Source organism: Limnohabitans sp. (assembly GCF_030158565.1).
Classification (GTDB): Bacteria; Pseudomonadota; Gammaproteobacteria; order Burkholderiales; family Burkholderiaceae_C; genus Limnohabitans_A.
On sequence record NZ_JAOASQ010000005.1, the window covers coordinates 1 to 20,639 of the forward strand.

Consider the following 20,639-nt stretch of genomic DNA (forward strand, 5'->3'; position numbering starts at 1 on the left):
ATGGGTGGCGATGTTGCGGCGGTCGCGGTGGTAATGGGCGTACTGAACCATCAGTGCGGAGGCGGGTCGAAAAAAACTCATCGCGTTTCTCTTTCTGGTTGCCCAACAGCCCGTGTCGGCCACGGGCATGCCCATTTAAACGACCAAGGACCGCACGGTCAAGCCATCAGGCGCTGCAAGGCTTCCTGGTATTTGGCGGCCGTTTTCTCGATCACCTCGCGGGGCAAGCGCGGCGCAGGCGCCGTTTTGTCCCAGAGCTGCCCGTTGACCTGGGCGGTCTCCAGCCAGTCGCGCAAGAACTGCTTGTCGTAGCTGGGCGGGTTGGCGCCTTCCACATAGCTGTCGGCAGGCCAGTAGCGCGACGAATCGGGTGTCAGCACCTCGTCCATCAGCACCAGGGTGCCATCGGTGTCCAGGCCAAACTCGAACTTGGTGTCGGCAATGATGATGCCTTTGGTGGCCGCGATGTCACGGGCTGCCTTGTACAGCGCGATGCTGATGTCGCGGATACGGCCCGCCAGATCGGCACCGATCATGGCCACGGTTTGCTCAAAGGTGATGTTTTCGTCGTGCTCACCCACGGCGGCTTTGGCTGCCGGGGTGTAGATGGGTTCGGGCAGCTTGCTGGCGTTTTTCAGGCCTTCGGGCAAGGGCACGCCGCAGACGGCGCGGGACTCCTGGTATTCCTTCCAGCCGCTGCCCGCCAGGTAGCCTCGCACCACCGCCTCGACCGGGATGGGCTTCAAACGCTTGACCAGCATGGAGCGGCCCTTGACTTGAGGCACTTCGGCTGCGGGGACCACGCTCTCGGGCGCATCGCCCGTCAGGTGGATCGGGCAAATGTTCAGGCCTTTGGGGCCGAGCTTGTCGAACCAGAACAGCGCCATTTGCGTGAGCAACTCGCCTTTGCCGGGGATGGGCTCACCCATGATGACGTCAAAGGCGCTGATGCGGTCCGAGGCCACCATCAGGATGCGGTCGTCGCCCACGGCGTAGTTGTCACGCACCTTGCCACGCGCAAGCAAAGGCAGGGAAGTCAGGGCCGAGGTGTGGAGCGCAGAGGTCATGGCAATACAGTCAAAGCAACAGCAAAAAAGAAAAAGGCCCGTTGAACAGTCAACGGGCCATTCGGGTCAATTATCGCAGGGTCCCGGGGCCAGAGCCGCAGCTGGACTGCCGCGTCGCAAGCTCCTCGCAGTGACGGCCAGCGTCATGGCAAGCGCAGCGTGGCCATCCAGATCTCAGTTGACCACTTGCGCCAGTTCGCCCTTGGCATAACGGGCAGCGACCACTTGCAGGGTTTCGCCCTTGATCTTGGGGGCCTGGCCTTCGCAGCCGAACTCCAGGTAGCGCTGCTTGCACAGCTGCTTGGCCGCTTCGCGGGCGGGCTTGAGCCATTCGCGGGCGTCAAACTTGTCGGGGTTTTCAAACAAAAACTTGCGGCAAGCGGCCGTCATGGCCAGGCGGATGTCGGTGTCGATGTTGATCTTGCGCACGCCGTGCTTGATGGCTTCCTGGATTTCCTCGACGGGCACGCCGTAGGTTTCCTTCATCTTGCCGCCGTACTGGTTGATCAGGGCCAACAGCTCTTGCGGCACGCTGGACGAGCCGTGCATCACCAGGTGGGTGTTGGGAATGCGCTGGTGGATTTCCTTGACGCGGCTGATCGCCAGGATGTCGCCCGTGGGCTTGCGGCTGAACTTGTAGGCGCCGTGGCTGGTGCCAATCGCAATGGCCAAAGCGTCCAGGCCCGTGGCTTTGACGAACTGGGCGGCTTCTTCGGGGTCGGTCAGCATCTGGCTGTGGTCCAGCTTGCCCACCGCGCCAATGCCATCTTCTTCACCGGCTTCGCCGGTTTCCAGGTTGCCCAGACAGCCCAATTCGCCCTCGACCGACACACCCACCTGGTGGGCCATGTCCACCACGCGGCGGGTCACATCCACGTTGTAGGCAAAGTCGGCCGGGGTCTTGCCGTCTTCGAGCAAAGAGCCGTCCATCATCACGGACGAAAAACCCAGGTTGATCGCGCCTTGGCAAACCGCCGGGCTTTGGCCGTGGTCCTGGTGCATGACCAGCGGGATGTGGGGCCACATCTCGGTGGCGGCCTGAATCAGGTGCTTGATGAACGGCTCACCGGCGTATTTGCGGGCACCGGCGCTCGCTTGCAGGATGACCGGCGCACCGACTTCGTCGGCGGCCATCATGACGGCCTGGACCTGCTCCAGGTTGTTGACGTTGAAAGCTGGAATGCCGTAGCCGTTGACGGCCGCATGGTCCAGCAGCTCGCGCATTGAAACGAGTGCCATGGTGGTGATTTCCCAGAGAGTTTAAAAATCGGGCAAAGCCGGGCGTGTACCCGGCTTGTAACTGGGCTGAATTTTATAGGTTCTGGTCTGACAGCGGACTGAATACCCCGGACTGCCTGGCTGCGGCCTGTGTGGGCCGCAGCTGGATCGGGCTCAACCCACCCGGCAGATCTTGAGCATGTTGGTGCCGCCGGGCGAGCCCATGGGCTCGCCACAGGTGATGGCATACACATCGCCGGTGCTCACGATGTTGCGCTTTTTGAGGTAGCCCTCGGTTTGCATCAAGGCCGTATCGCGGTCGGCGCTGGTGTCCATCAACAAGGGGCGCACGTTGCGGAACAAAGCCATCTTGCGCTGCGAGGACAGCTTGGTGGTGACCGCATAGATCGGGATGTGCACGCGGCGGCGGCTCATCCACAAAGCGGTAGAGCCCGACTCGGTCAGGGCCACAATGGCTTTGGCGCCCAAGTGGCTGGCGGTGAACAGCGCGCCCATGGCGATCGACTGGTCGATGCGGCTGAAGGTCTGGCCCTTGAAGTCGGCGTCGATCTCCACGTCTTCAGCGCCTTCGGCGGCCAGGCAGATCTTGGCCATTTCTTCCACGGTTTCCAGCGGGTATTTGCCGGCAGCGGTTTCGGCGCTCAGCATCACGGCATCGGTGCCATCCAGCACGGCGTTGGCCACGTCCGACACCTCGGCACGGGTGGGCACGGGGTTGGTGATCATGCTTTCCATCATCTGGGTGGCGGTGATGACGACCTTGTCGTGCACCTTGGCCAACTTGATCATGCGTTTTTGCAAGGCGGGCACAGCGGCGTTGCCCACTTCCACGGCCAAGTCACCCCGGGCGACCATGATGCCGTCGCTGGCCAGCAAAATGGCTTCCAGGTGAGGGATGGCTTCGGCGCGCTCGATCTTGGCGATCAGACCAGGCTTGTGGCCGTATTCGGCACCGGCCACATTGCACAGCTGGCGGGCCATTTCCATGTCGGTGGCGTTTTTCGGAAAGCTCACGGCCACATAGTCGGCCTGCAGGCTCATGGCGGTCTTGATGTCGTCCATGTCCTTGGCGGTCAGGGCGGGTGCGGTCAGGCCGCCGCCTTGCTTGTTGATGCCCTTGTTGTTGGACAACTCGCCGCCGAGTTTGACAGTGGTGTGGACCTGCTCGCCTTTGACGGCCACCACGTTCAGCACGATCAGGCCATCGTTGAGCAAGAGCACATCGCCCGCTTTCACATCGCGGGGCAGTTCCTTGTAATCCAGGCCCACGCCCTGGATGTCGCCCGGCTCGGTGCGCGAGGCGTCCAGCACAAAGGCGGCGCCGGGCTCGAGCATGACTTTGCCCTCGGCGAATTTGCCCACGCGGATCTTGGGGCCTTGCAGGTCGGCCATGATGGCCACTTCGCGGCCCGCGCGTTGCGAAGCTTCGCGCACCAGGCGGGCGCGGTCCACGTGGTCCTGGGCCTTGCCGTGGCTGAAGTTCAGTCGCACCACATTCACCCCCGCGCGGATCATGGCTTCAAGCAAAGCGGGATCACTGGAAGCAGGGCCTAAGGTGGCAACGATTTTGGTGGCGCGACGCGACATGCAGGGGTCTCCTTGTAACTTGGTTTCAATTTTCACATGGAATCGGTTACATCCCCGGTTCTTTCGGATGCTCGGCGAGTTCCGCACCCGCCTGCCCACTGAAAAGCACCGTCGAAATGCCCCAAGCAGGTCCGAATGAACACCTTCAACCTCTTTTTGCTGCGCTGGCTTTGATCCTTGTCAGGCACCGGAAAAGCCCCAGCGACTAAACTCGGGGGTAGCGAAATACCACGATCGAGCGTCATGACCGCAAGCAACACACCGCATTCCAACGAACCGATCCCATTGGATCAACCCCTGCCGCACCGCAAAATCATCCGCGAGTGGCTCATTCCCCTGTCCGAGCGCACCACATTTCTGGCTTTTGTGCTGCTGATCGTGGACTACGCCCTGTTCTTCGCCTTGATCGCAGGCACCATCGCCTTTGATGCCGTCTGGGCCAAACTGCTGTGCGGGCTGGCCGCCGGATTCGTGATCGGTCGCCTGTTCATCATTGGCCACGATGCCTGCCACCAGAGCCTGACGCCCCACCGCGAACTCAACAAGGTGCTGGGCCGCATCGCGTTTTTGCCCTCGCTGACCCCCTACAGCCTGTGGGACACCGGCCACAACGTGGTGCACCACGGCTACACCAACCTCAAGGGCGTGGACTTCGTCTGGACGCCCCTGACGGCTGCCGAATTTGAGGCACTGAACCCCCTGCAAAAACTGTTGGAGCGCGCTTACCGCAGCGGCTGGGCACCTGGTCTGTACTACATGATCGAGATCTGGTGGAAGCGCGAGTTCTTCCCCAACAAGACCCACATGCCCACACGCCGCCCGATCTTCTTCAAAGACAGCATGCTGGTGAGCGTCTTCGCCGTCATCTGGATGGCCGTGATCGCCGGCGCAGCCATCGGCACAGGCCAGTCGGTCGGGCTGTCTCTGCTGCTGGGCTTTGCCGTGCCGTTTTTCTTCTGGAACAGCATGATCGGCTTTGTGGTCTATGTGCACCACACCCACGTCAAGGTGTCTTGGCACGACAACAAGGCCGCCTGGACCAAGGCCGCGCCCTTCGTCTCGACCACTGTGCACCTGACCTTCCCGTTCAACATTGGCGCGCTGATGCACCACATCATGGAGCACACCGCCCACCACGTGGACATGAGCGTGCCCCTGTACCGCCTGAAGAAAGCCCAGGCCAAGCTCGAAGAGATGCTGCCTGGCCGCATCATCGTGCAGCCCTTCTCGTGGAAGTGGTACTTCGAGACCGCCAAGAACTGCAAGATGTACGACTTCACCCGCGAGTGCTGGACCGACTTCAAGGGCAACATGACCAGCCCCGTTCGCGGCAACCTGCCACCCGCCCCTCAAGCCTGATCAGGCCCTTTGGCCCTAACAATAAAAAAACCCCGCATTGCGGGGTTTTTTGTTGGCCAATGAGGCATCCATGCCGGGGCTGAAGCCACCGGCGCTTCATCAACCGGCTGCGCGCTTCATCAGGATCTCGAATGCGGGCAAGGTCTTGCCTTCCAGGATTTCGAGGAAAGCGCCGCCGCCGGTCGAGATGTAGCCGACCTGTTTTTCGATGCCGTATTTGGCAATGGCCGCCAGGGTGTCGCCACCGCCTGCGATGCTGAAGGCGCTGGACTCGGCGATCGCCTGGGCAATGACTTTCGTGCCATTGGCGAAGGCATCAAACTCGAACACACCGACCGGGCCGTTCCAGACGATGGTGCCAGCGGCCTTGAGCTGGGCGGCCAATTTGGCAGCCGTCTCTGGGCCGATGTCCAAAATCATGTCGTCGTCGGCCACTTCGGTGGCTTTTTTCACGGTGGCCACGGCGTCAGCCGCAAAGGTCTTGGCGGTCACCACATCGGTCGGGATCGGCACCTCGGCGCCACGGGCTTTCATGGCCTCGATCACGGCCTTGGCCTCGTCCACCAGATCGGCTTCGGCCAGGCTCTTGCCGATCTTCAGGCCTGCGGCCAGCATGAAGGTGTTGGCAATGCCGCCGCCCACGATCAGCTGGTCCACGTTCTGGGCCAGGCTCTTCAAGATGGTCAGCTTGGTGGACACCTTGGAGCCCGCCACGATGGCCGCCAATGGGCGCTTCGGCGCGGCCAAGGCCTTGCTGATCGCGTCGATCTCGGCGGCCAGCAAGGGGCCAGCGCAGGCGATGGGCGCGAACTGGGCGATGCCATACGTCGTGCCCTCGGCGCGGTGGGCGGTGCCAAAGGCGTCGTTCACGTAGATGTCGCACAGCTGGGCCATCTTGCGGGCCAGTTCTTCGTTGTTCTTTTTCTCGCCCTTGTTGACGCGGCAGTTCTCCAGCAAGACCACCTGACCGGGGGCCACGGTCACGCCGTCCACCCAATTGGCGACCAGCGGCACTTCACGGCCCAGCAGTTCGCCCAGGCGCTTGGCCACCGGGGCCAGCGAATCTTCGGCCTTGAATTCGCCTTCGGTGGGACGGCCCAGGTGGCTGGTCACCATGACAGCGGCACCGGCGGCCAGGGCCATCTGGATGCAGGGCACACTGGCGCGCACGCGGGTGTCTTCGGTGATGCTGCCGTCATCGGCTTGGGGCACGTTCAGGTCGGCGCGGATGAAAACACGTTGGCCTGCGGCTTGGCCGTTGGCGCACAGATCAGAAAAGCGGATGACGTTCATGGTGGGGCAGGTCCTGTATCGAGAAAACTGTTCTCATTTTAAAAGCCGCATCTGACGCGGGCTGACAAAACGGCAAAACGAAACCGGAACAAATCCGGCTTACCAGCCCAGCCCCAGATGCAAGGGCAGGTACACGACCATGCCCGCCACAATGGTCAGCAGCACATCGCGCCGCCAAAAATACACGCCAGCGCCCATGGCCGCGGCAAACAGGCGAGCGTCTTGCCAGGTGCTGATGAGCGTGCCCTGAACGGTGATGATTTCGGGCACCACCACCGCCGACAAGGCCGCAATCGGCGCGTATTGCAGGCCGCGCTGCGCCCAATGCGGCAACTGCCAGCTTTTGTTGGAGATGAAAAAGAAACTGCGCGTGAGTACCGTCACCAGCGCCAGCCCCACGATGACCGCCAGGGTCCACAGATCGGTGCCGTTCATGCTTTGACTCCTCGCACGGGCCGGACTTTCTCGACCGTCAGGCACAAAATCACCGCCACGGCGATCGCCACCACGATGTTGAGCTTGAGCGGCAGGCTGTAGGCCACCACCGCCGCCGCCCCGGCCACGACCGCCGACAGCATGCGCATGCGCGAGCTGGCCAGCGAGCACTGGATGCCCAACAAACACAAGATGCCTGCAAAGCCCAGACCCCAAGTCGTCGGGATCAGGTTAGCCAAGGCCACACCGGCAAAACTCGCCATGATCCAGGACAGCCAGTTGAGGAAGTCATTGCCCGCCAGATACGCCTCTTGCTCAAGCCGCCCTGCGGCGGTGTCGGCCGGATGGGCGTATTTGCGGGCAAACAGCACATAGCTGATGTCGGCCGTGAGGTAACCGTGCAGCATGCGCTGCCAGCGCGGCAAATGGATCAAGAACGAGCGCAGGTGCAGGCTGAACACCACAAAACGCAGGTTCACGCAAAAGCCGGTGGCCAAAATCACCCAGGCCGGCGCACCCGCCACGATGAGTGGAATGGCCGCCAGCTGCGAGCTGCCGGCAAACACCAGCAGCGTCATGGCACTGGCCTCGAACACGCTCATGCCCGACTTGACCATGGCCACGCCCGTCATCAGCCCCCAGGCGGCAATGCCGGGCGACTGCGGCGAGACCTCGCGCATGCCCTGCACAAAAGCCGGATGCCGGTTCAGGCGCGAGAGGAAAAACATCAGGCCGCCACCAGACGCTGACCCACTTGCAGCGGGCAGCCGTGCAGGAAGTCGGCCGCGCTCAGGCGCTTGCCACCGGGGCGCTGCAATTGCGTGAGGCACAGCTGGCCCTCGCCGCAAGCCACGCGCACGCCGCTGGCATCGGCCTGCACCACGGTGCCGGGCTCGGCAGCCTGCGCCAGCGGCTCAGCCAGCGCTTGCCAAAGCTTGAGGGTTTCGCTGCCGTTGGCGGTGGTCAAAGGCACGGTCATGCCGGGGAAAGGGTCGAACGCCCGGATGCGGCGGGCCAGCACTTCTGCGGGCAAGGCCCAATCAAGTGCGGCTTCGGCTTTCTCGATCTTGTGCGCGTAGTTCACACCCTCGGCCGGTTGCGGCACGCGCTTGAGGTGGTCGATGCCTGCCAGCGCCTGGACGATGGCCTCACCGCCCAAAGCCGCCAGGCGGTCGTGCAGCACGGCGGTGGTGTCGGTGGGCAAGATGGCTTCAGTGCGCACCAGCAGCATGTCGCCGGTGTCCAGGCCCGCGTCCATCTGCATGATGGTGATGCCGGTTTGGGCGTCGCCCGCTTCGATCGCGCGGTGGATGGGGGCCGCGCCACGCCAACGGGGCAAGAGCGAGGCATGGATGTTCAGGCAACCGCGCGGCGGCAGGTCCAGCGTCCACTGCGGCAGGATCAAGCCATAAGCGGCCACGATCATGGCGTCGGCTTGCGCGTCCAGCAGGGCCTCACGGGCGGCAGCCGCGTCTTCGGGGTATTTGCCGTCCAAGCGCAGGCTGCGAGGCTGGGCCACGGGCACGTTCTGCTGAAGGGCCCATTGCTTGACGGGCGAGGGCTGCAGCTTCATGCCGCGCCCGGCCGGGCGGTCGGGCTGGGTCAGCACCAGAAGGATCTCATGGCCTGCCGCGTGCAAGGCGGCCATGGCCACCTGGGCAAATTCGGGCGTGCCCGCAAAAATCAGACGCATACCGATCAGCGCTCGGCTTTTTGGGCTTTGACCATCTTGGTCTTGATGCGGCCTTGCTTGAGGGGCGAGAGGTATTCCACAAACACCTTGCCCTTGAGGTGGTCCAGCTCGTGCTGGATGCAGATGGCCAAGAGGCCCTCGGCTTCGATGTTTTGCGTTTGGCCATCGCGGTCCAGGGCGGTGACCTTGACGGCGGTGGCGCGTTCCACGCCGTCGTAAATGCCAGGCACCGACAGGCAGCCTTCGTCGCCCTTGACGCGCTCGTCGCTCATCCAGGTGATCTCGGGGTTGATCAGCACCAGAGGCTGGTTACGCTCTTCCGAGGTGTCGATCACCACCAGGCGCTGGTGCACATCGATTTGCGTGGCGGCCAGACCGATGCCATTGGCGTCGTACATGGTTTCCAGCATGTCATCGATCAGGGTGCGCAGACGGTCGTCCACCGCAGCCACAGGCTGGGCCACCTTGTGCAGGCGTGGGTCGGGATAGCAAAGGATGGGGAGCAGGGCCATGGGTCAAATAGGGCAAGGGGTAAACCAATCCCCTATTGTCCCTAATTTCGGATGGGCTTGCCGCTCAACGGGCAGCCGCGCAGGCGGCGAAGATGTTCAGCTCGGGTTTGGCCAGGTTGGTGCCCACCTGGCTCAGGTCCAGCATCGAGTGAAACAGGTTGTCGTGCGACCACGGCTTGTCCGCCTGGGCCTGCAAACAGGCCATGCGCCAGCCGCGCTGCTGCTGCATGGGTTTGGACACCCAGGCCAGCATGGGCACATGGGTCTGCTCGCGCGGGGCCATGCGGTAAGGCATGCCGTGCAGGTACAGGCCCTTCTCGCCCAGCGACTCGCCATGGTCCGACACATACATCAAGGCCGTAGGGCGGGGCTGGGCCTGCAGCCATTTGACCGTTTGCGAAACGAAATGGTCGGCATACAGCACCGAGTTGTCGTAGCCATTGACGATCTGATCGACCGGGCAGTTTTGCAGCGCACTGCTCTTGCATTCGGGCTTGAACTGCTTGATGGCTTCGGGCGAGCGCTTGTAATAAGCCGGGCCATGGCTGCCCATCTGGTGCAAGACCACCACCGTGCCCTTGGCGCGCTTGACCGGGTCGAGCAAGGCCAGCTGCTTGGGCAGTTCTTGCAACATGACTTCATCAAAGCATTCGCCGTCCTGGCACAGCTCGGGCACCTTCAGGGCCTGCGTCTCGAACCGGGCAATGCGGCTGCAGACCCCCTTGCAACCGGACTGGTTGTCGATCCACAACACCGCCAGGCCAGCCCGCTGCAAGACATCGAGCAAACCCTCGTAAGGCTGGTCGCTGTTTTCATACGCGGTCTTGCCCAAGTGCGAAAACATGCAGGGCAGCGAAGTTTGGGTGCTGGTGCCGCAAGAGCTGACGTCCGAGAAATACACCAGATCGCCCTGCGCCTTGAGCTGGTTCAACTGCGGCGTGGTCTGGCGTGCATACCCGGACAAACCGAAATTGGCGGCGCGCACGGTCTCACCCACCACCAGCACGATCAAGGGGGCTTCTTTCTCTGAAGCGGGCGCTGACAGGAGCTTGGCGTCTTCACCGATCGGCAGCAGCGGCTTGGCCGCTTGCGACGCCTGGCCCACCGACAAACGCACCACCGCGTACAGGCTGTTGAAAGGGTTGGCCATGTAACGCAAGGTGGTGTGGTTGCGCATCAGCGAGGCCAGGTCTTGGAACGATGCCCACACAAAAACAAACATCATGAGCCAAGCCAGCACAAACAGCCCCAACTGGCGCAACAACAAAGGCTTGGCCTTGACCTGCCGCACGGGCTGGCGCCACCACCAAATGCCCGGCAAGACCACGCCCAAAAGCAAAGCGGCCAGCATGCGCCAGGACAACAAATCGCGCACCTCGCGCACGTCGGTATGCACCACGTTGGCGATCATGCTGGGGTCAATCACCACGTTGTAGGTCAGCATGAAATAGCTGCTCGAAGTCACCACCGCCATGAACACCAGGCCCGCCGGCTTGAGCCACTTGGGCCAAACCAAAAACAACAACAGCCAGCTGACCATGCTCAGCAAAATCAACATCAAGCTGCCCACCGTGGTCAGCGCCTTGAAGCCCTGGGTTTCGGGCAACTGCCACACCTTCAGCCACAAAGGCAAATTGCCCGCTGTGGTCAGCCAGACGGCCAACACCATCAACAAAGCGGTGGGGTGCCAAGGCTGTTTTTGAGAGAGGCTTTTCATGCGGTACTTTGGTGGGTGATAGCGGGCTGATTTTAGTCGCCCATGGTCTAATCCGGCCTCAGCTTTCGCCTATCCCTGACCCCATGGCCATGAATCCCTCTACCGCTGCGCGTGAACACACCCCCTTGCGCGACCTGACGCTCTACAGCCTGCTGGCCTTGCTGTGCGTGATGGCCTGGGATTTCTCGGGCCTGGACTATCCGGTCATGCAGGCGATGGGCGATGCCCAAGGCTTCAGCTGGAAGGACAACTGGTGGCTCGAAGCCGTGCTCCACACCAAAGCACGCCAACTCGCCGGGGTGGTCCTGCTGGGCCTGGTGCTCATGGTCTGGTGGCCGCGCGGCTGGTTTCGCCATTTGAGCCGGCTGCAGCGCATCGAAATTGTCATGGGCGTTTTGTGGTGCCTGCTGTGCATCAGCAGCCTCAAACGCATCAGCCTGACCAGCTGCCCCTGGGACCTGCAGGACTTTGGCGGGCCTGCCGTTTATGTCTCGCATTGGCGCTGGGGGGTGGCCGATGGCGGCGCAGGTCATTGTTTCCCTGGCGGCCACGCCTCGTCGGCCCTGGCCTTTTTGGCACTGTGCCTGCCTTGGCTGACGAACGCCACCGTGGCTGACCGACGCCGCGGCCGCGCGCTGTTGATCGGCGTGCTGGTGCTGGGCTTCATTTTGGGCATGACCCAAACCGTGCGCGGCGCGCATTACCCCAGCCACACCTTTTGGACCGGACTGATTTGCTGGGCGGTGTCGGTGCTGAACCACTGGGTCTTTGACACGTTCTCGCGCCGCCGACAAGCGCTCGCCCAACCCTGAAACAGCCGCCCAAGGGCCGCTTGACGCCCGCCCAATGCGGCCACCACAATGACCCCACAGACAGCCGACCAGGCTGCACAGGGAGACATGGATGGTGAACACACCCGAAGAATTGGGCTCGTGGCTGCGGCTGTCGCTCACGCGCGGCGTGGGCAACGAAAGCGCACGCAAGCTGCTCGCTGCTTTCGGCGAGCCCGCGCAGATCTTTGCGCAAAGCGAATCCACCTTGCGCCAAGTGGTCTCGGCCACGCAAGCGCGGCACCTGATGAGCCCACCCGAGGGCTGGGCCGAGTTGACACAAGACACTTGGGCTTGGCTCCAAAGCCATGACAACGTCAATGTGTCATGTGCCGTGCTCACGCTCAGCGATACCGACTACCCCGCCCCGCTCTTGCTCATTCCCGATCCCCCCTTGATGCTGTATGCCCTGGGCCAAACCGCCGCACTGCCAAGCCTGAACGCAGAACAATGCCTGGCCATGGTCGGCAGCCGCAACCCCACCCCTCAGGGCCAGGCCAATGCGCGTGAATTTGCCCGTAGCCTGGCAAGCAGCGGCCTGACCATCGTCTCAGGCATGGCGCTGGGCGTCGATGGGGCGGCGCACGACGGCGCCATGCTGGGGGCCGGACCTCAAGCGTTGGCCACCATCGCCGTGGTCGGCACTGGCCTGGACAGGGTCTATCCGCGCCAGCACCGCGAACTGGCCCACCGCATTGCGCAGCGCGGCCTGATCCTCAGTGAATACCCCCTGGGCACGCCGCCGCTGAATGCCAACTTCCCCAAACGCAACCGCCTGATCGCGGGGCTGTCGCAAGCCACCTTGGTGGTGGAAGCGGCCCTGCAATCGGGCTCGCTCATCACCGCCAAGCAAGCGCTGGAGCAAGGCCGCGATGTACTGGCCATTCCGGGCTCCATCCATTCGGCGCAGGCCAAGGGCTGCCATGCCTTGATCAAGCAAGGCGCCAAACTGGTGGAGTCGGCGCAAGACGTGCTCGAAGAGCTGCGCATGCCCGATCCGTTTGCACACGTGCCGCTGGCCTTGGATGCAGCGACAGCACACACGGAAACCGAAGATGAACTGCTCAGCCTGCTGGGCCATGACCCGGTGGGGCTGGACGCCTTGCAAGCGCGCTGCGGCTGGCCCACGGCCCAGCTGCAGGCGCAACTGCTGGAGCTGGAGTTGATGGGGCAAGTCGGCCGCTTGCCCGGCGGGCTGTTTCAGCGCATTGGCGTGGGCTAGGCCCCAAAAACAAAGAGCACCCGAAGGTGCCCTTGCTTGGATGTGGAAGCCTCAGACCACCGCGCCCGAGTTTTCGTCGCTCGGGTCGTTGTCTTTCTTGATCGGCTTGATCAAGTCTTCGCGCTGCAAGCCCAGCCACATGGCAATCGCAGCGGCCACAAACACCGACGAGTAAATGCCAAAGCAAATGCCGATGGTCAGCGCCATGGCGAAGTAGTGCAGCGTCTCGCCGCCGAACAGCAGCATGGACAAGACCATGATCTGGGTCGAGCCGTGGGTGATGATGGTGCGGCTGATGGTGGAGGTGATCGCGTTGTCAATGATCTCGACCGTGTTCATCTTGCGGTAACGGCGGAAGTTCTCGCGAATCCGGTCAAAAATCACGACCGACTCGTTGACCGAATAACCCAACACCGCCAGCACCGCCGCCAACACCGCCAGTGAAAATTCCCACTGGAAGTAAGCGAAAAAGCCCAAGATGATGATCACGTCGTGCAAGTTGGCGATGATGGCCGAGACCGCGAACTTCCACTCGAAGCGGATCGCCAAATAGATCATGATGCCGACCACCACAAAGGCCAGCGCCTTCAAGCCGTCTTCGGCCAGCTCGTCACCCACTTGCGGGCCGACAAACTCGGTGCGACGCAAAGTCACGTCAGCGTTTTCGGCTTTCAGAGCGCTCAACACTTTTTCGCTCTGCTGCGCCGAGCTCACGCCTTTTTGCGCAGGCAAACGGATCATCACATCACGGGCCGTGCCGAAGTTCTGCACCTGCACTTCACTGAACCCCAAAGTGCCCACCGTGGCGCGCACCTTGTTCAGGTCAGCGGGCTGGCTGTAGCTGACTTCCATCAGCGTGCCGCCCGTGAATTCCACCGACAAGTGCAAGCCCTTGGTGAACAAAAAGAACACGGCCAGCGCGAAGGTCACAAAGGAAATCGCGTTGAAGACCAACGCGTTCTTCATGAACGGGATGTCTTTTTTGATTTTGAACAATTCCATGGTCTTTTCCCCTTAGTCGGCTTTCACCGCGGTGCCAGCCTCGGGCCGCCACACGGTACCGATCGACACCGATTTGAGTTTTTTCTTGCTGCCGTACCAGAGGTTCACCAGACCGCGCGAGAAGAACACGGCCGAGAACATGCTGGTCAAGATGCCGATGCAGTGCACCACCGCAAAGCCACGCACCGGGCCGGAGCCAAAGGCCAGCAAGGCCACACCGGCAATCAGCGTGGTGATGTTGGAGTCAAAAATCGTGGCCCAGGCGCGGTCGTAACCGGCATGGATGGCCGCTTGCGGGCTGGCGCCGTTGCGCAGCTCTTCACGGACACGCTCGTTGATCAGCACGTTCGAGTCAATGGCCATGCCCAGAGCCAGCGCCATCGCAGCCATGCCGGGCAGCGTCAAGGTCGCTTGCAGCATCGACAAAATGGCCACCAGGAACAAGAGGTTCACCGCCAGCGCAATGCCCGACACCAGGCCGAACATGGCGTAATACAGGCACATGAAGGCCACGATCACCAGGAAACCCCAGGTCACGCTGTTGAAGCCCTTGGCGATGTTTTCGGCACCCAGGCTCGGGCCAATGGTACGCTCTTCGATGATCTCCATCGGCGCGGCCAAAGAGCCTGCACGCAGCAGCAGCGCGGTGTCGTTGGCTTCGGCCGTGGTCATGCGGCCCGAAATCTGCACGCGACCACCACCGATCTCAGACCGGATCACCGGCGCGGTCACCACCTCGCCCTTGCCTTTTTCAAACAGCAAAATGGCCATGCGTTTGCCCACGTTCTCGCGGGTCACGTCCTTGAAGATGCGGGCGCCCTTGGCGTCCAGCGTCAGGTTGACCACGGGTTCTTGCGTCTGGTTGTCAAAACCAGGTTGCGCGTCGGTCAAGTTGTCACCCGTGAGCACCACCTGCTTTTTCACGATCAGCGGACGACCTTCGCGCTCCAGATAACGCTCGGCGCCAAAAGGCACGATGCCGCCTTGCTCGGCCGCACGCGCTTCGGTGCTTTCGTCCACCATGCGCACTTCCAGCGTGGCGGTGCGGCCCAGGATGTCCTTGGCCTTGGCCGTGTCCTGCACGCCGGGCAGCTGCACCACGATGCGGTCCAGGCCTTGCTGCTGGATCACGGGCTCGGCCACGCCCAGTTCGTTGATCCGGTTGTGCAAGGTGGTGATGTTTTGCTTCAGAGCCTGCTCTTGCACCTTGCGGGCCGCTTCCGGCTTGTTGCTGACCGTGAGGCGGAACTCGGCGCCATCGGCCGCGTCTTGGGTCTGCAAGTCAGGGAACTGGGCCGACAAGACACGCTTGGTCGCTTCGAGCTGCTGCGCATCGCGCAAGCGGATTTCCACCGTCTGGCCATTGCGGCTGATGCCGCCGTGGCGAATGTCTTTTTCGCGCAGCAAGCTGCGCAGGTCACCGGTGAGCGATTCCACGCGCTGCGTCAGGGCCGCCTGCATGTCCACCTGCAGCATGAAGTGCACCCCCCCGCGCAAGTCCAGGCCCAGGTACATGGGCGCGGCGTGCAGGGCACCGAGCCATTCGGGCGAGCGCGACACCAGGTTCAAAGCCACCACAAACTGCGGGTCGGCCGCATCGGGGATCAGGGCTTTTTGAACCGCGTCCTTGGCCTTGAGCTGGTTGTCGGTGCTGTCAAAACGGGCCCGGATGGAGCCACCTTCGAGAGCCACGCTCTGCGGGCTGACACCTGCGGCCTTGAGGGCGTCTTCGACTTTTTGCAGCGTGCCGGTGTCCACCTTGATGGTGGCCTTGCCCGAAGACACCTGCACAGCAGGGGCCTCACCAAAGAAGTTGGGCAGGGTGTAGACCACCCCCAGCAACAATGCGATCACGATGATCGCGTATTTCCAGACCGGGTAACGGTTCATAAGGACTCGCGTACAGGATGAAAAACCGGGGCGTCATGCGCCCCGCTGAAAAAGCCGAAAACGGGCTGAATTACTTCAGGCTGCCTTTGGGCAGCACTTGCACGACAGCGCTGCGCTGCATTTGCACTTCCACGCCCGAAGCGATTTCCACGCCGATGTTGCCGTCACCGATTTTGCTGACCTTGCCCAGCAAACCGCCAGCGGTCACGACTTCGTCGCCCTTGGCCAGTGCGTCGATCATGGCGCGGTGCTCTTTTTGCTTTTTCATCTGGGGGCGGATCATGACGAAATACAGCACCGCGAACATCAGCAGCAAGGGCAGCATGCTCATCAGGGTGGACTGCATGTCGCCACCGGCAGCGGCGGCAGGAGCGGTTTGGGCAAAAGCGGAAGAAATGAACATGGGGTAACTCCACAAAAACGGGCTGTCTGTCTTCTGCCCGGCTGTCACGCGGACAGCTGGGCAGACCAACGGGGGATTGTATGCGGGGCTATGATGACCCCGAATGCACCTGGCCCCGGCGGGTTTTGTCCACCCCAAGCCACCAGCCACCCCGAAAGTCCGAATTTGTCCTTCCCCATCTGGCCCGTGGGCGCCTTGCTCGGCTCCCTCATTTCGCTGTCGATCGGCACCTCGTTTGCCAAAAGCCTGTTCCCGGCGGTGGGCGCCGGGGGCACCACGCTGTACCGGCTGGTGTTTGCCACGCTGATGTTGATGGCGTTTTGGCGCCCCTGGCGGCGCCGCTGGACTTGGGCAGACGCCCTGCCGCTGGGCCTGTACGGCGTCACCCTGGGGGTGATGAACCTGCTGTTTTACAGCGCCATCAAGACCATCCCCTTTGGTTTGGCGATCGCCATCGAGTTCACCGGGCCGCTGGCCGTGGCGCTGTGGCACTCGCGCAAAGCCAGCGACTGGCTCTGGGTGGCCCTGGCCGTGCTGGGCTTGGGCCTGATCTTGCCCTGGCCCGGCGCACACGACGCGCTGGACCCGCTGGGCATCGGCTTTGCGCTGGCAGCGGGGGCTTGCTGGGCGATGTACATCGTCTTCGGCCAGCGCGTGGCCAAGCGTTATGGCGCCATGGCCACGCCCATGGGCATGCTGGCTGCGGCCTTGGTGGTCACGCCCTTTGGCCTGTACGAAGCGGGCAGCGCCCTGCTGGACACGCAATGGCTGGCCGCCGGTCTGGCCGTGGCCCTGCTGTCGAGCGCGGTGCCCTACACGCTGGAGATGTACGCCCTGAACCACTTGCCCCAACACACCTTCAGCATCTTGCTGAGTCTGGAGCCTGCCGTGGGTGCGGTCGCAGGCTGGATCGTGCTGGGTGAAAGCTTGAGCCCCGGCCAATGGGCAGCCATGGGCTTCATCATCTGCGCCTCGATGGGCAGCGCCTGGTCAGCCGGGCGCAGCAGCGCATGAAAGTCAATCAAACCGGTGGCGCCAGCTCAGGCGCAGCATGCGGGGCTCGACCGGGTGTACATGGTGGTCCCACGCCGGGGTCAGCTCGCCTTTGAGCCGAGACTCGTAGAAATAGTCGATGTCATTGCGCTGGGTGTTGAACACATTGAACACGTCCAGACTCAGCTGGTTGCGCGCATCCAAGCGGTAGCCCACACGCAAGTTGCCGATCAGGGACGAGGCCGACTGGACCGAATTGTCTTCCAGCAAAGGGCGCGGCCCAAAGTAGCGCAGCCTGAAAGAAGCCGACCATGGCCCCCAGGCATCCAGCGTGACGCCCAAATTGGCCGTGGTCGTGACCGCGCCCGGCACGAAGGGGCCTGCCGCATCACCATCGGTGAAGCGCGCATGCGACCACGACAAGTCCGCATCCAGCGCCACATGCTCACCCACCCGCGCAAAGTGCCCCCACTCCAGCCCGGTGCGACGCGATGGCCGCGAGGGCTCGGTGGTGCCCGCATCGCCCACAAACAGCAGCTCCGACGCGGTCTTGAGCTGCCACAGCGACAGGGTCGATTTCCAGCCGGGCATCACGGTCCAGCGCACACCCACTTCCGAGGCCCGGGTGCGCACCAAAGGGCTGACCGCGTCCACCGGCTGGGTGGTGCCCCGCGCATCGTTGGAATGGAAGCCATAACCGTGGTTGAGGTAGACCTCGGTCTTGTCCCATGGCCCCAGCACCAGGCCCAGCTTGGGTGAGACCATCTGAGCGCTGGTCTGCCCCGAATGGGCGGGCAAGCTCGACTGCACATCGAACTGGTACGCATCACCGCGCAGGCCCGCAATGCTTCTGAGCCAAGGCCGCCAACGCACTTCGTTCTGAAACCACAGCGCCGTGCTGCGCTGCCAGACCTGGTCTTGCCGCACGGTGCCCTGCACCACGCGTTCGCGGGTGGCGTACAGGCCAATTGGCGCGATGTTGTCCTGCCGCGCCTGCAGGCCGTAACTGTTCTCCACCGCCTTGTCGCCCCATTGCGCGGGCACCGATTGGGACAGCGACAAACCCAGGGCCTGGCGCTGCTCGCGCTGCATGAACTGGTCGCCGGTGGGGCAACTGGTCACCTGGTCATTGAGGCAGTACTGAAAGTTGGACCACAAATCGAGCGAGGACTGCAGCCACCAGGCGTTGGCGCGGGTCCGCGTGTCGCCCTGCAACCATGCCCATTCGCCCGACAGGCTGTAGCGCTGCGTTTGGCCACCGCTCGTGCTGTCCAAGCTGCCAAAGCGCGAAATCAAGCCTTGGTCGATGGCGCGTTGCGGCACCTGATCGGTCGAGGTCCATTGCCCCTTGTAGGCCATGGCGGTGAGGGCATAACCATTGACGGTGCTGCCCTCGCTGTAGCGCAAGACCCCATTGAGCTTGCGGTAGTCCTCGGGCGTTTGCCAAGGGCCATCGTTGCGAAAGACCTCCAAGGCATACAAGAGCTTGCCGCTGCCCTGCGTGGGTGAGCCCGCCAGCAGCGTGCGCTGAAATCCGCCTTGCCCCAGCGTGATTTGCGCCAAAGGGCTGTCGAGCTTGCGCAGGTAGTCGATGTGGGCCGTGCCCGCCGAGGCGAAATCTCCGTCTTGCGCGTCGTAGGGCCCCTTGCGGTACTGCACCTTCTGGACCAGCTCCGGGATCAGAAAATTCAGATCGGTGTAACCCTGCCCGTGCGCATGGCTGGGCATGTTGACCGGCATGCCGCCGACAAAAGTGGCGAAGTCGGTGCCGTGGTCCAGGTTGAAGCCGCGCAAGAAATATTGGTTGGCTTTGCCATCGCCCGCGTGCTGGGTAACCATCAGGCCGGGCACCATCTCCATGATCTCGCCGGGGCGCAGCAGGGGCAGGGCACGCAAGCGCTCCCCCGACACAATGCCCTCGCTGGCCGAACGGGCCAGGCCCTCCATGTTTTCCAGCTCGGCGCGGATCACCACCGTGTCCAGCGTCTGCGCTTGCACGCTGGCGCACAGGCACGCGCCACACGCGGTGGCGGCCAGCAAAAGCCTGCCAATGGGGTGGGCCATGGGTCGGTCAACGGCCCACAAATGTCGGCTTGCGGCGCTCGGCAAAGGCCGCACGGCCTTCGGCAAAGTCCACGCTGTCGCTGGTCATGTGCTCGCGTGCGCGCAGGCGATCGGTGTCCATCTGGCCCGCAGCGATTTCGTTGATCGACTTTTTGGTCTCCTGCACCGCCAAAGGGGCGAGGGCCAAGATGTCGCTGACCAGCACTTGCAGTGTCGCAATCCAATCGGCGTCCGTCACCAAGGCCTCGAACAGGCCCATGGCGTTGAGCTGCTCGGCCGAGAAAGGCCGTGCCGTCAAAAACGCACGCTTGGCACCCGCCACGCCAAAACGGCTGACGTAGCGCTGCAGACCGCTGGGGTAGTAATGCAAGCCCAGCGCGGTGGCGGGCATGCGCCACTCGATGCCTTGCAGGCCAATGCGCAGGTCGCAGGCCAGCACCACATCGGTGGCACCGCCGTACACGCTGCCATTCAAGGCGCAAATCGTCACTGGCCGCAGCTTGGCCAATGCGTCGGGGATTTCTTCAAAGAACGTCGAGCCATGGCCAGGCTCGTTGAAACCACTGATGTCATAGCCCGCGCAAAACACCGGCTTGGGCTGGCCTTCGGTGTTGGCCGTCAGCACCAGCACGCGCACCTCGGCGTTCTGGTTGATCTGCTCAAACTGCACCAGCAAGGTCTTGAGGTCGGCATTTTCCAGGCGGTTGCGCTGGGCTGGGCGGTTCAGGGTGATCGTGGCCACACCGCCTTCGATGTGTAAAACAGGGGCAGAGGGGTGGGCAAACGCAGCGGGCATGAGGGGCATCCAGAAACAAAAAAGGCGTCCGAAGACGCCTTGATTGTAGAAAGCACTGCGAGAGTGCTTTGGGGTTTAAGCCTTGGCTTTGGCTTTGCTCAGAGCGGCTTTGACCGAAGCTTCTGCTTGGGCGGTGGCGGTCTTGAGGTTGGTCTCAGCGGTGTCAGCGGCTTGCTTGACCACTTTTTTCAGGGTTTCAGTGGCGTTTTGACCGGCTTCGATGGCGGTTTTGATGGCGGCCACAGCGGCGTCAGAGCCAGCAGGTGCGTTCTTCAGGCTGTTCTCGACCAGGCTTTTGACCGCTTGCTCGGTCTCGGCGAACTTGCCTTCGACAGCCTTGGTGAACTCGGCGCCGGTGCTGTTGGCGATGTCGGTCAGGTGACGGCCATAAGACACGGCCTTTTCGAAAGCAGGCTGCACCAAAGCGGCTTGAGCGGCCAACATGTCTTGGGGGTTCTTGGCAGCGAACAGGGCTTGTGCGTTGGCGAAAGACTCACCCACAGCGGCTTTGCCAGCGGCCATGTTCAGCTCGACCAG

19 protein-coding genes are annotated in these 20,639 nt (G+C 62.7%); 4 read left to right on the forward strand and 15 right to left on the reverse strand.

Features of this window, described 5'->3' with window-relative positions; translation table 11 throughout:
• Positions 1–158: 158 nt before the first annotated feature.
• The 3 genes from Q1W40_RS01030 to pyk all read right to left on the reverse strand — a co-directional run bounded on the left by Q1W40_RS01030 (position 159) and on the right by pyk (position 3,893).
• The gene (locus Q1W40_RS01030; protein ID WP_300707973.1) at positions 159–1,067 is read right to left on the reverse strand and encodes a phosphoribosylaminoimidazolesuccinocarboxamide synthase; all 909 of its coding nucleotides are present in this window, start codon (positions 1,065–1,067) and stop codon (positions 159–161) included.
• Positions 1,068–1,241: 174 nt separating this feature from the next.
• Positions 1,242–2,306, reverse strand: coding sequence for a class II fructose-bisphosphate aldolase (gene fba / locus Q1W40_RS01035; protein ID WP_300707975.1), 1,065 nt, complete (start codon positions 2,304–2,306; stop codon positions 1,242–1,244).
• Between the two features lie 153 nt (positions 2,307–2,459).
• Positions 2,460–3,893: a pyruvate kinase gene (gene pyk, locus Q1W40_RS01040; RefSeq protein WP_300707977.1), complete on the reverse strand. Its 1,434-nt coding sequence runs from the start codon at positions 3,891–3,893 to the stop codon at positions 2,460–2,462.
• Between the two features lie 243 nt (positions 3,894–4,136).
• Here pyk and Q1W40_RS01045 point away from each other — a divergent pair, with 243 nt between their 5' ends.
• On the forward strand, positions 4,137–5,252 hold the full coding sequence (locus tag Q1W40_RS01045; RefSeq protein WP_300707979.1) for a fatty acid desaturase: 1,116 nt from the start codon (positions 4,137–4,139) through the stop codon (positions 5,250–5,252).
• 99 nt (positions 5,253–5,351) lie between these two features.
• On the opposite strand, the gene Q1W40_RS01050 is transcribed toward Q1W40_RS01045, so the two are convergent.
• The 6 genes from Q1W40_RS01050 to Q1W40_RS01075 form a co-directional block, all read right to left on the reverse strand.
• The gene (locus tag Q1W40_RS01050) at positions 5,352–6,545 is read right to left on the reverse strand and encodes a phosphoglycerate kinase (protein ID WP_300707981.1); all 1,194 of its coding nucleotides are present in this window, start codon (positions 6,543–6,545) and stop codon (positions 5,352–5,354) included.
• Positions 6,546–6,644: 99 nt separating this feature from the next.
• Positions 6,645–6,980, reverse strand: coding sequence for an AzlD domain-containing protein (locus tag Q1W40_RS01055; RefSeq protein ID WP_300707983.1), 336 nt, complete (start codon positions 6,978–6,980; stop codon positions 6,645–6,647).
• Complete coding sequence (locus tag Q1W40_RS01060) at positions 6,977–7,708, reverse strand: AzlC family ABC transporter permease (RefSeq protein WP_300707985.1); 732 nt, start codon at positions 7,706–7,708, stop codon at positions 6,977–6,979. Before Q1W40_RS01060 ends, Q1W40_RS01055 begins: the two co-directional genes overlap by 4 nt.
• Positions 7,708–8,673 (reverse strand): methionyl-tRNA formyltransferase, encoded by a 966-nt coding sequence (gene fmt / locus Q1W40_RS01065; RefSeq protein WP_300707987.1) that lies wholly within the window; start codon positions 8,671–8,673, stop codon positions 7,708–7,710. Before fmt ends, Q1W40_RS01060 begins: the two co-directional genes overlap by 1 nt.
• Positions 8,674–8,678: 5 nt before the next feature.
• Positions 8,679–9,185 (reverse strand): peptide deformylase, encoded by a 507-nt coding sequence (def, locus tag Q1W40_RS01070; RefSeq protein ID WP_300707989.1) that lies wholly within the window; start codon positions 9,183–9,185, stop codon positions 8,679–8,681.
• A 64-nt stretch (positions 9,186–9,249) separates the two neighbouring features.
• Positions 9,250–10,902, reverse strand: coding sequence for a phosphoethanolamine--lipid A transferase (locus Q1W40_RS01075; protein WP_300707991.1), 1,653 nt, complete (start codon positions 10,900–10,902; stop codon positions 9,250–9,252).
• Between the two features lie 89 nt (positions 10,903–10,991).
• On the opposite strand from Q1W40_RS01075, the gene Q1W40_RS01080 reads away from it, so the two are divergent.
• Positions 10,992–11,714 carry a phosphatase PAP2 family protein gene (locus Q1W40_RS01080; protein ID WP_300707993.1) on the forward strand — a complete coding sequence of 241 codons (723 nt, stop codon included), beginning with the start codon at positions 10,992–10,994 and terminating at the stop codon, positions 11,712–11,714.
• A 91-nt stretch (positions 11,715–11,805) separates the two neighbouring features.
• Positions 11,806–12,954 carry a DNA-processing protein DprA gene (gene dprA / locus Q1W40_RS01085; RefSeq protein WP_300707995.1) on the forward strand — a complete coding sequence of 383 codons (1,149 nt, stop codon included), beginning with the start codon at positions 11,806–11,808 and terminating at the stop codon, positions 12,952–12,954.
• A 51-nt stretch (positions 12,955–13,005) separates the two neighbouring features.
• Here dprA and secF read toward each other — a convergent pair whose 3' ends face one another.
• The 3 genes from secF to yajC all read right to left on the reverse strand — a co-directional run bounded on the left by secF (position 13,006) and on the right by yajC (position 16,249).
• Positions 13,006–13,956 (reverse strand): protein translocase subunit SecF, encoded by a 951-nt coding sequence (gene secF, locus Q1W40_RS01090; protein ID WP_300707996.1) that lies wholly within the window; start codon positions 13,954–13,956, stop codon positions 13,006–13,008.
• Between the two features lie 12 nt (positions 13,957–13,968).
• Entirely contained in the window at positions 13,969–15,846 is a 1,878-nt protein-coding gene (gene secD / locus Q1W40_RS01095; RefSeq protein ID WP_300707998.1) for a protein translocase subunit SecD, read from the reverse strand.
• A gap of 70 nt (positions 15,847–15,916) precedes the next feature.
• Positions 15,917–16,249: a preprotein translocase subunit YajC gene (gene yajC / locus Q1W40_RS01100; protein WP_300708000.1), complete on the reverse strand. Its 333-nt coding sequence runs from the start codon at positions 16,247–16,249 to the stop codon at positions 15,917–15,919.
• A 165-nt stretch (positions 16,250–16,414) separates the two neighbouring features.
• Between yajC and Q1W40_RS01105 the strand changes: the two genes are divergently transcribed.
• Positions 16,415–17,263, forward strand: coding sequence for a DMT family transporter (locus Q1W40_RS01105; RefSeq protein WP_300708002.1), 849 nt, complete (start codon positions 16,415–16,417; stop codon positions 17,261–17,263).
• Positions 17,264–17,266: 3 nt separating this feature from the next.
• On the opposite strand, the gene Q1W40_RS01110 is transcribed toward Q1W40_RS01105, so the two are convergent.
• The 3 genes from Q1W40_RS01110 to phaP all read right to left on the reverse strand — a co-directional run.
• The gene (locus Q1W40_RS01110) at positions 17,267–19,306 is read right to left on the reverse strand and encodes a TonB-dependent receptor plug domain-containing protein (protein ID WP_300708004.1); all 2,040 of its coding nucleotides are present in this window, start codon (positions 19,304–19,306) and stop codon (positions 17,267–17,269) included.
• A 7-nt stretch (positions 19,307–19,313) separates the two neighbouring features.
• Positions 19,314–20,102, reverse strand: a complete 789-nt coding sequence (locus tag Q1W40_RS01115) for an enoyl-CoA hydratase-related protein (protein WP_300708006.1) — start codon at positions 20,100–20,102, stop codon at positions 19,314–19,316.
• A gap of 75 nt (positions 20,103–20,177) precedes the next feature.
• The coding region (phaP, locus tag Q1W40_RS01120; protein ID WP_300708008.1) for a TIGR01841 family phasin at positions 20,178–20,639 on the reverse strand (462 nt) is incomplete at its 5' end.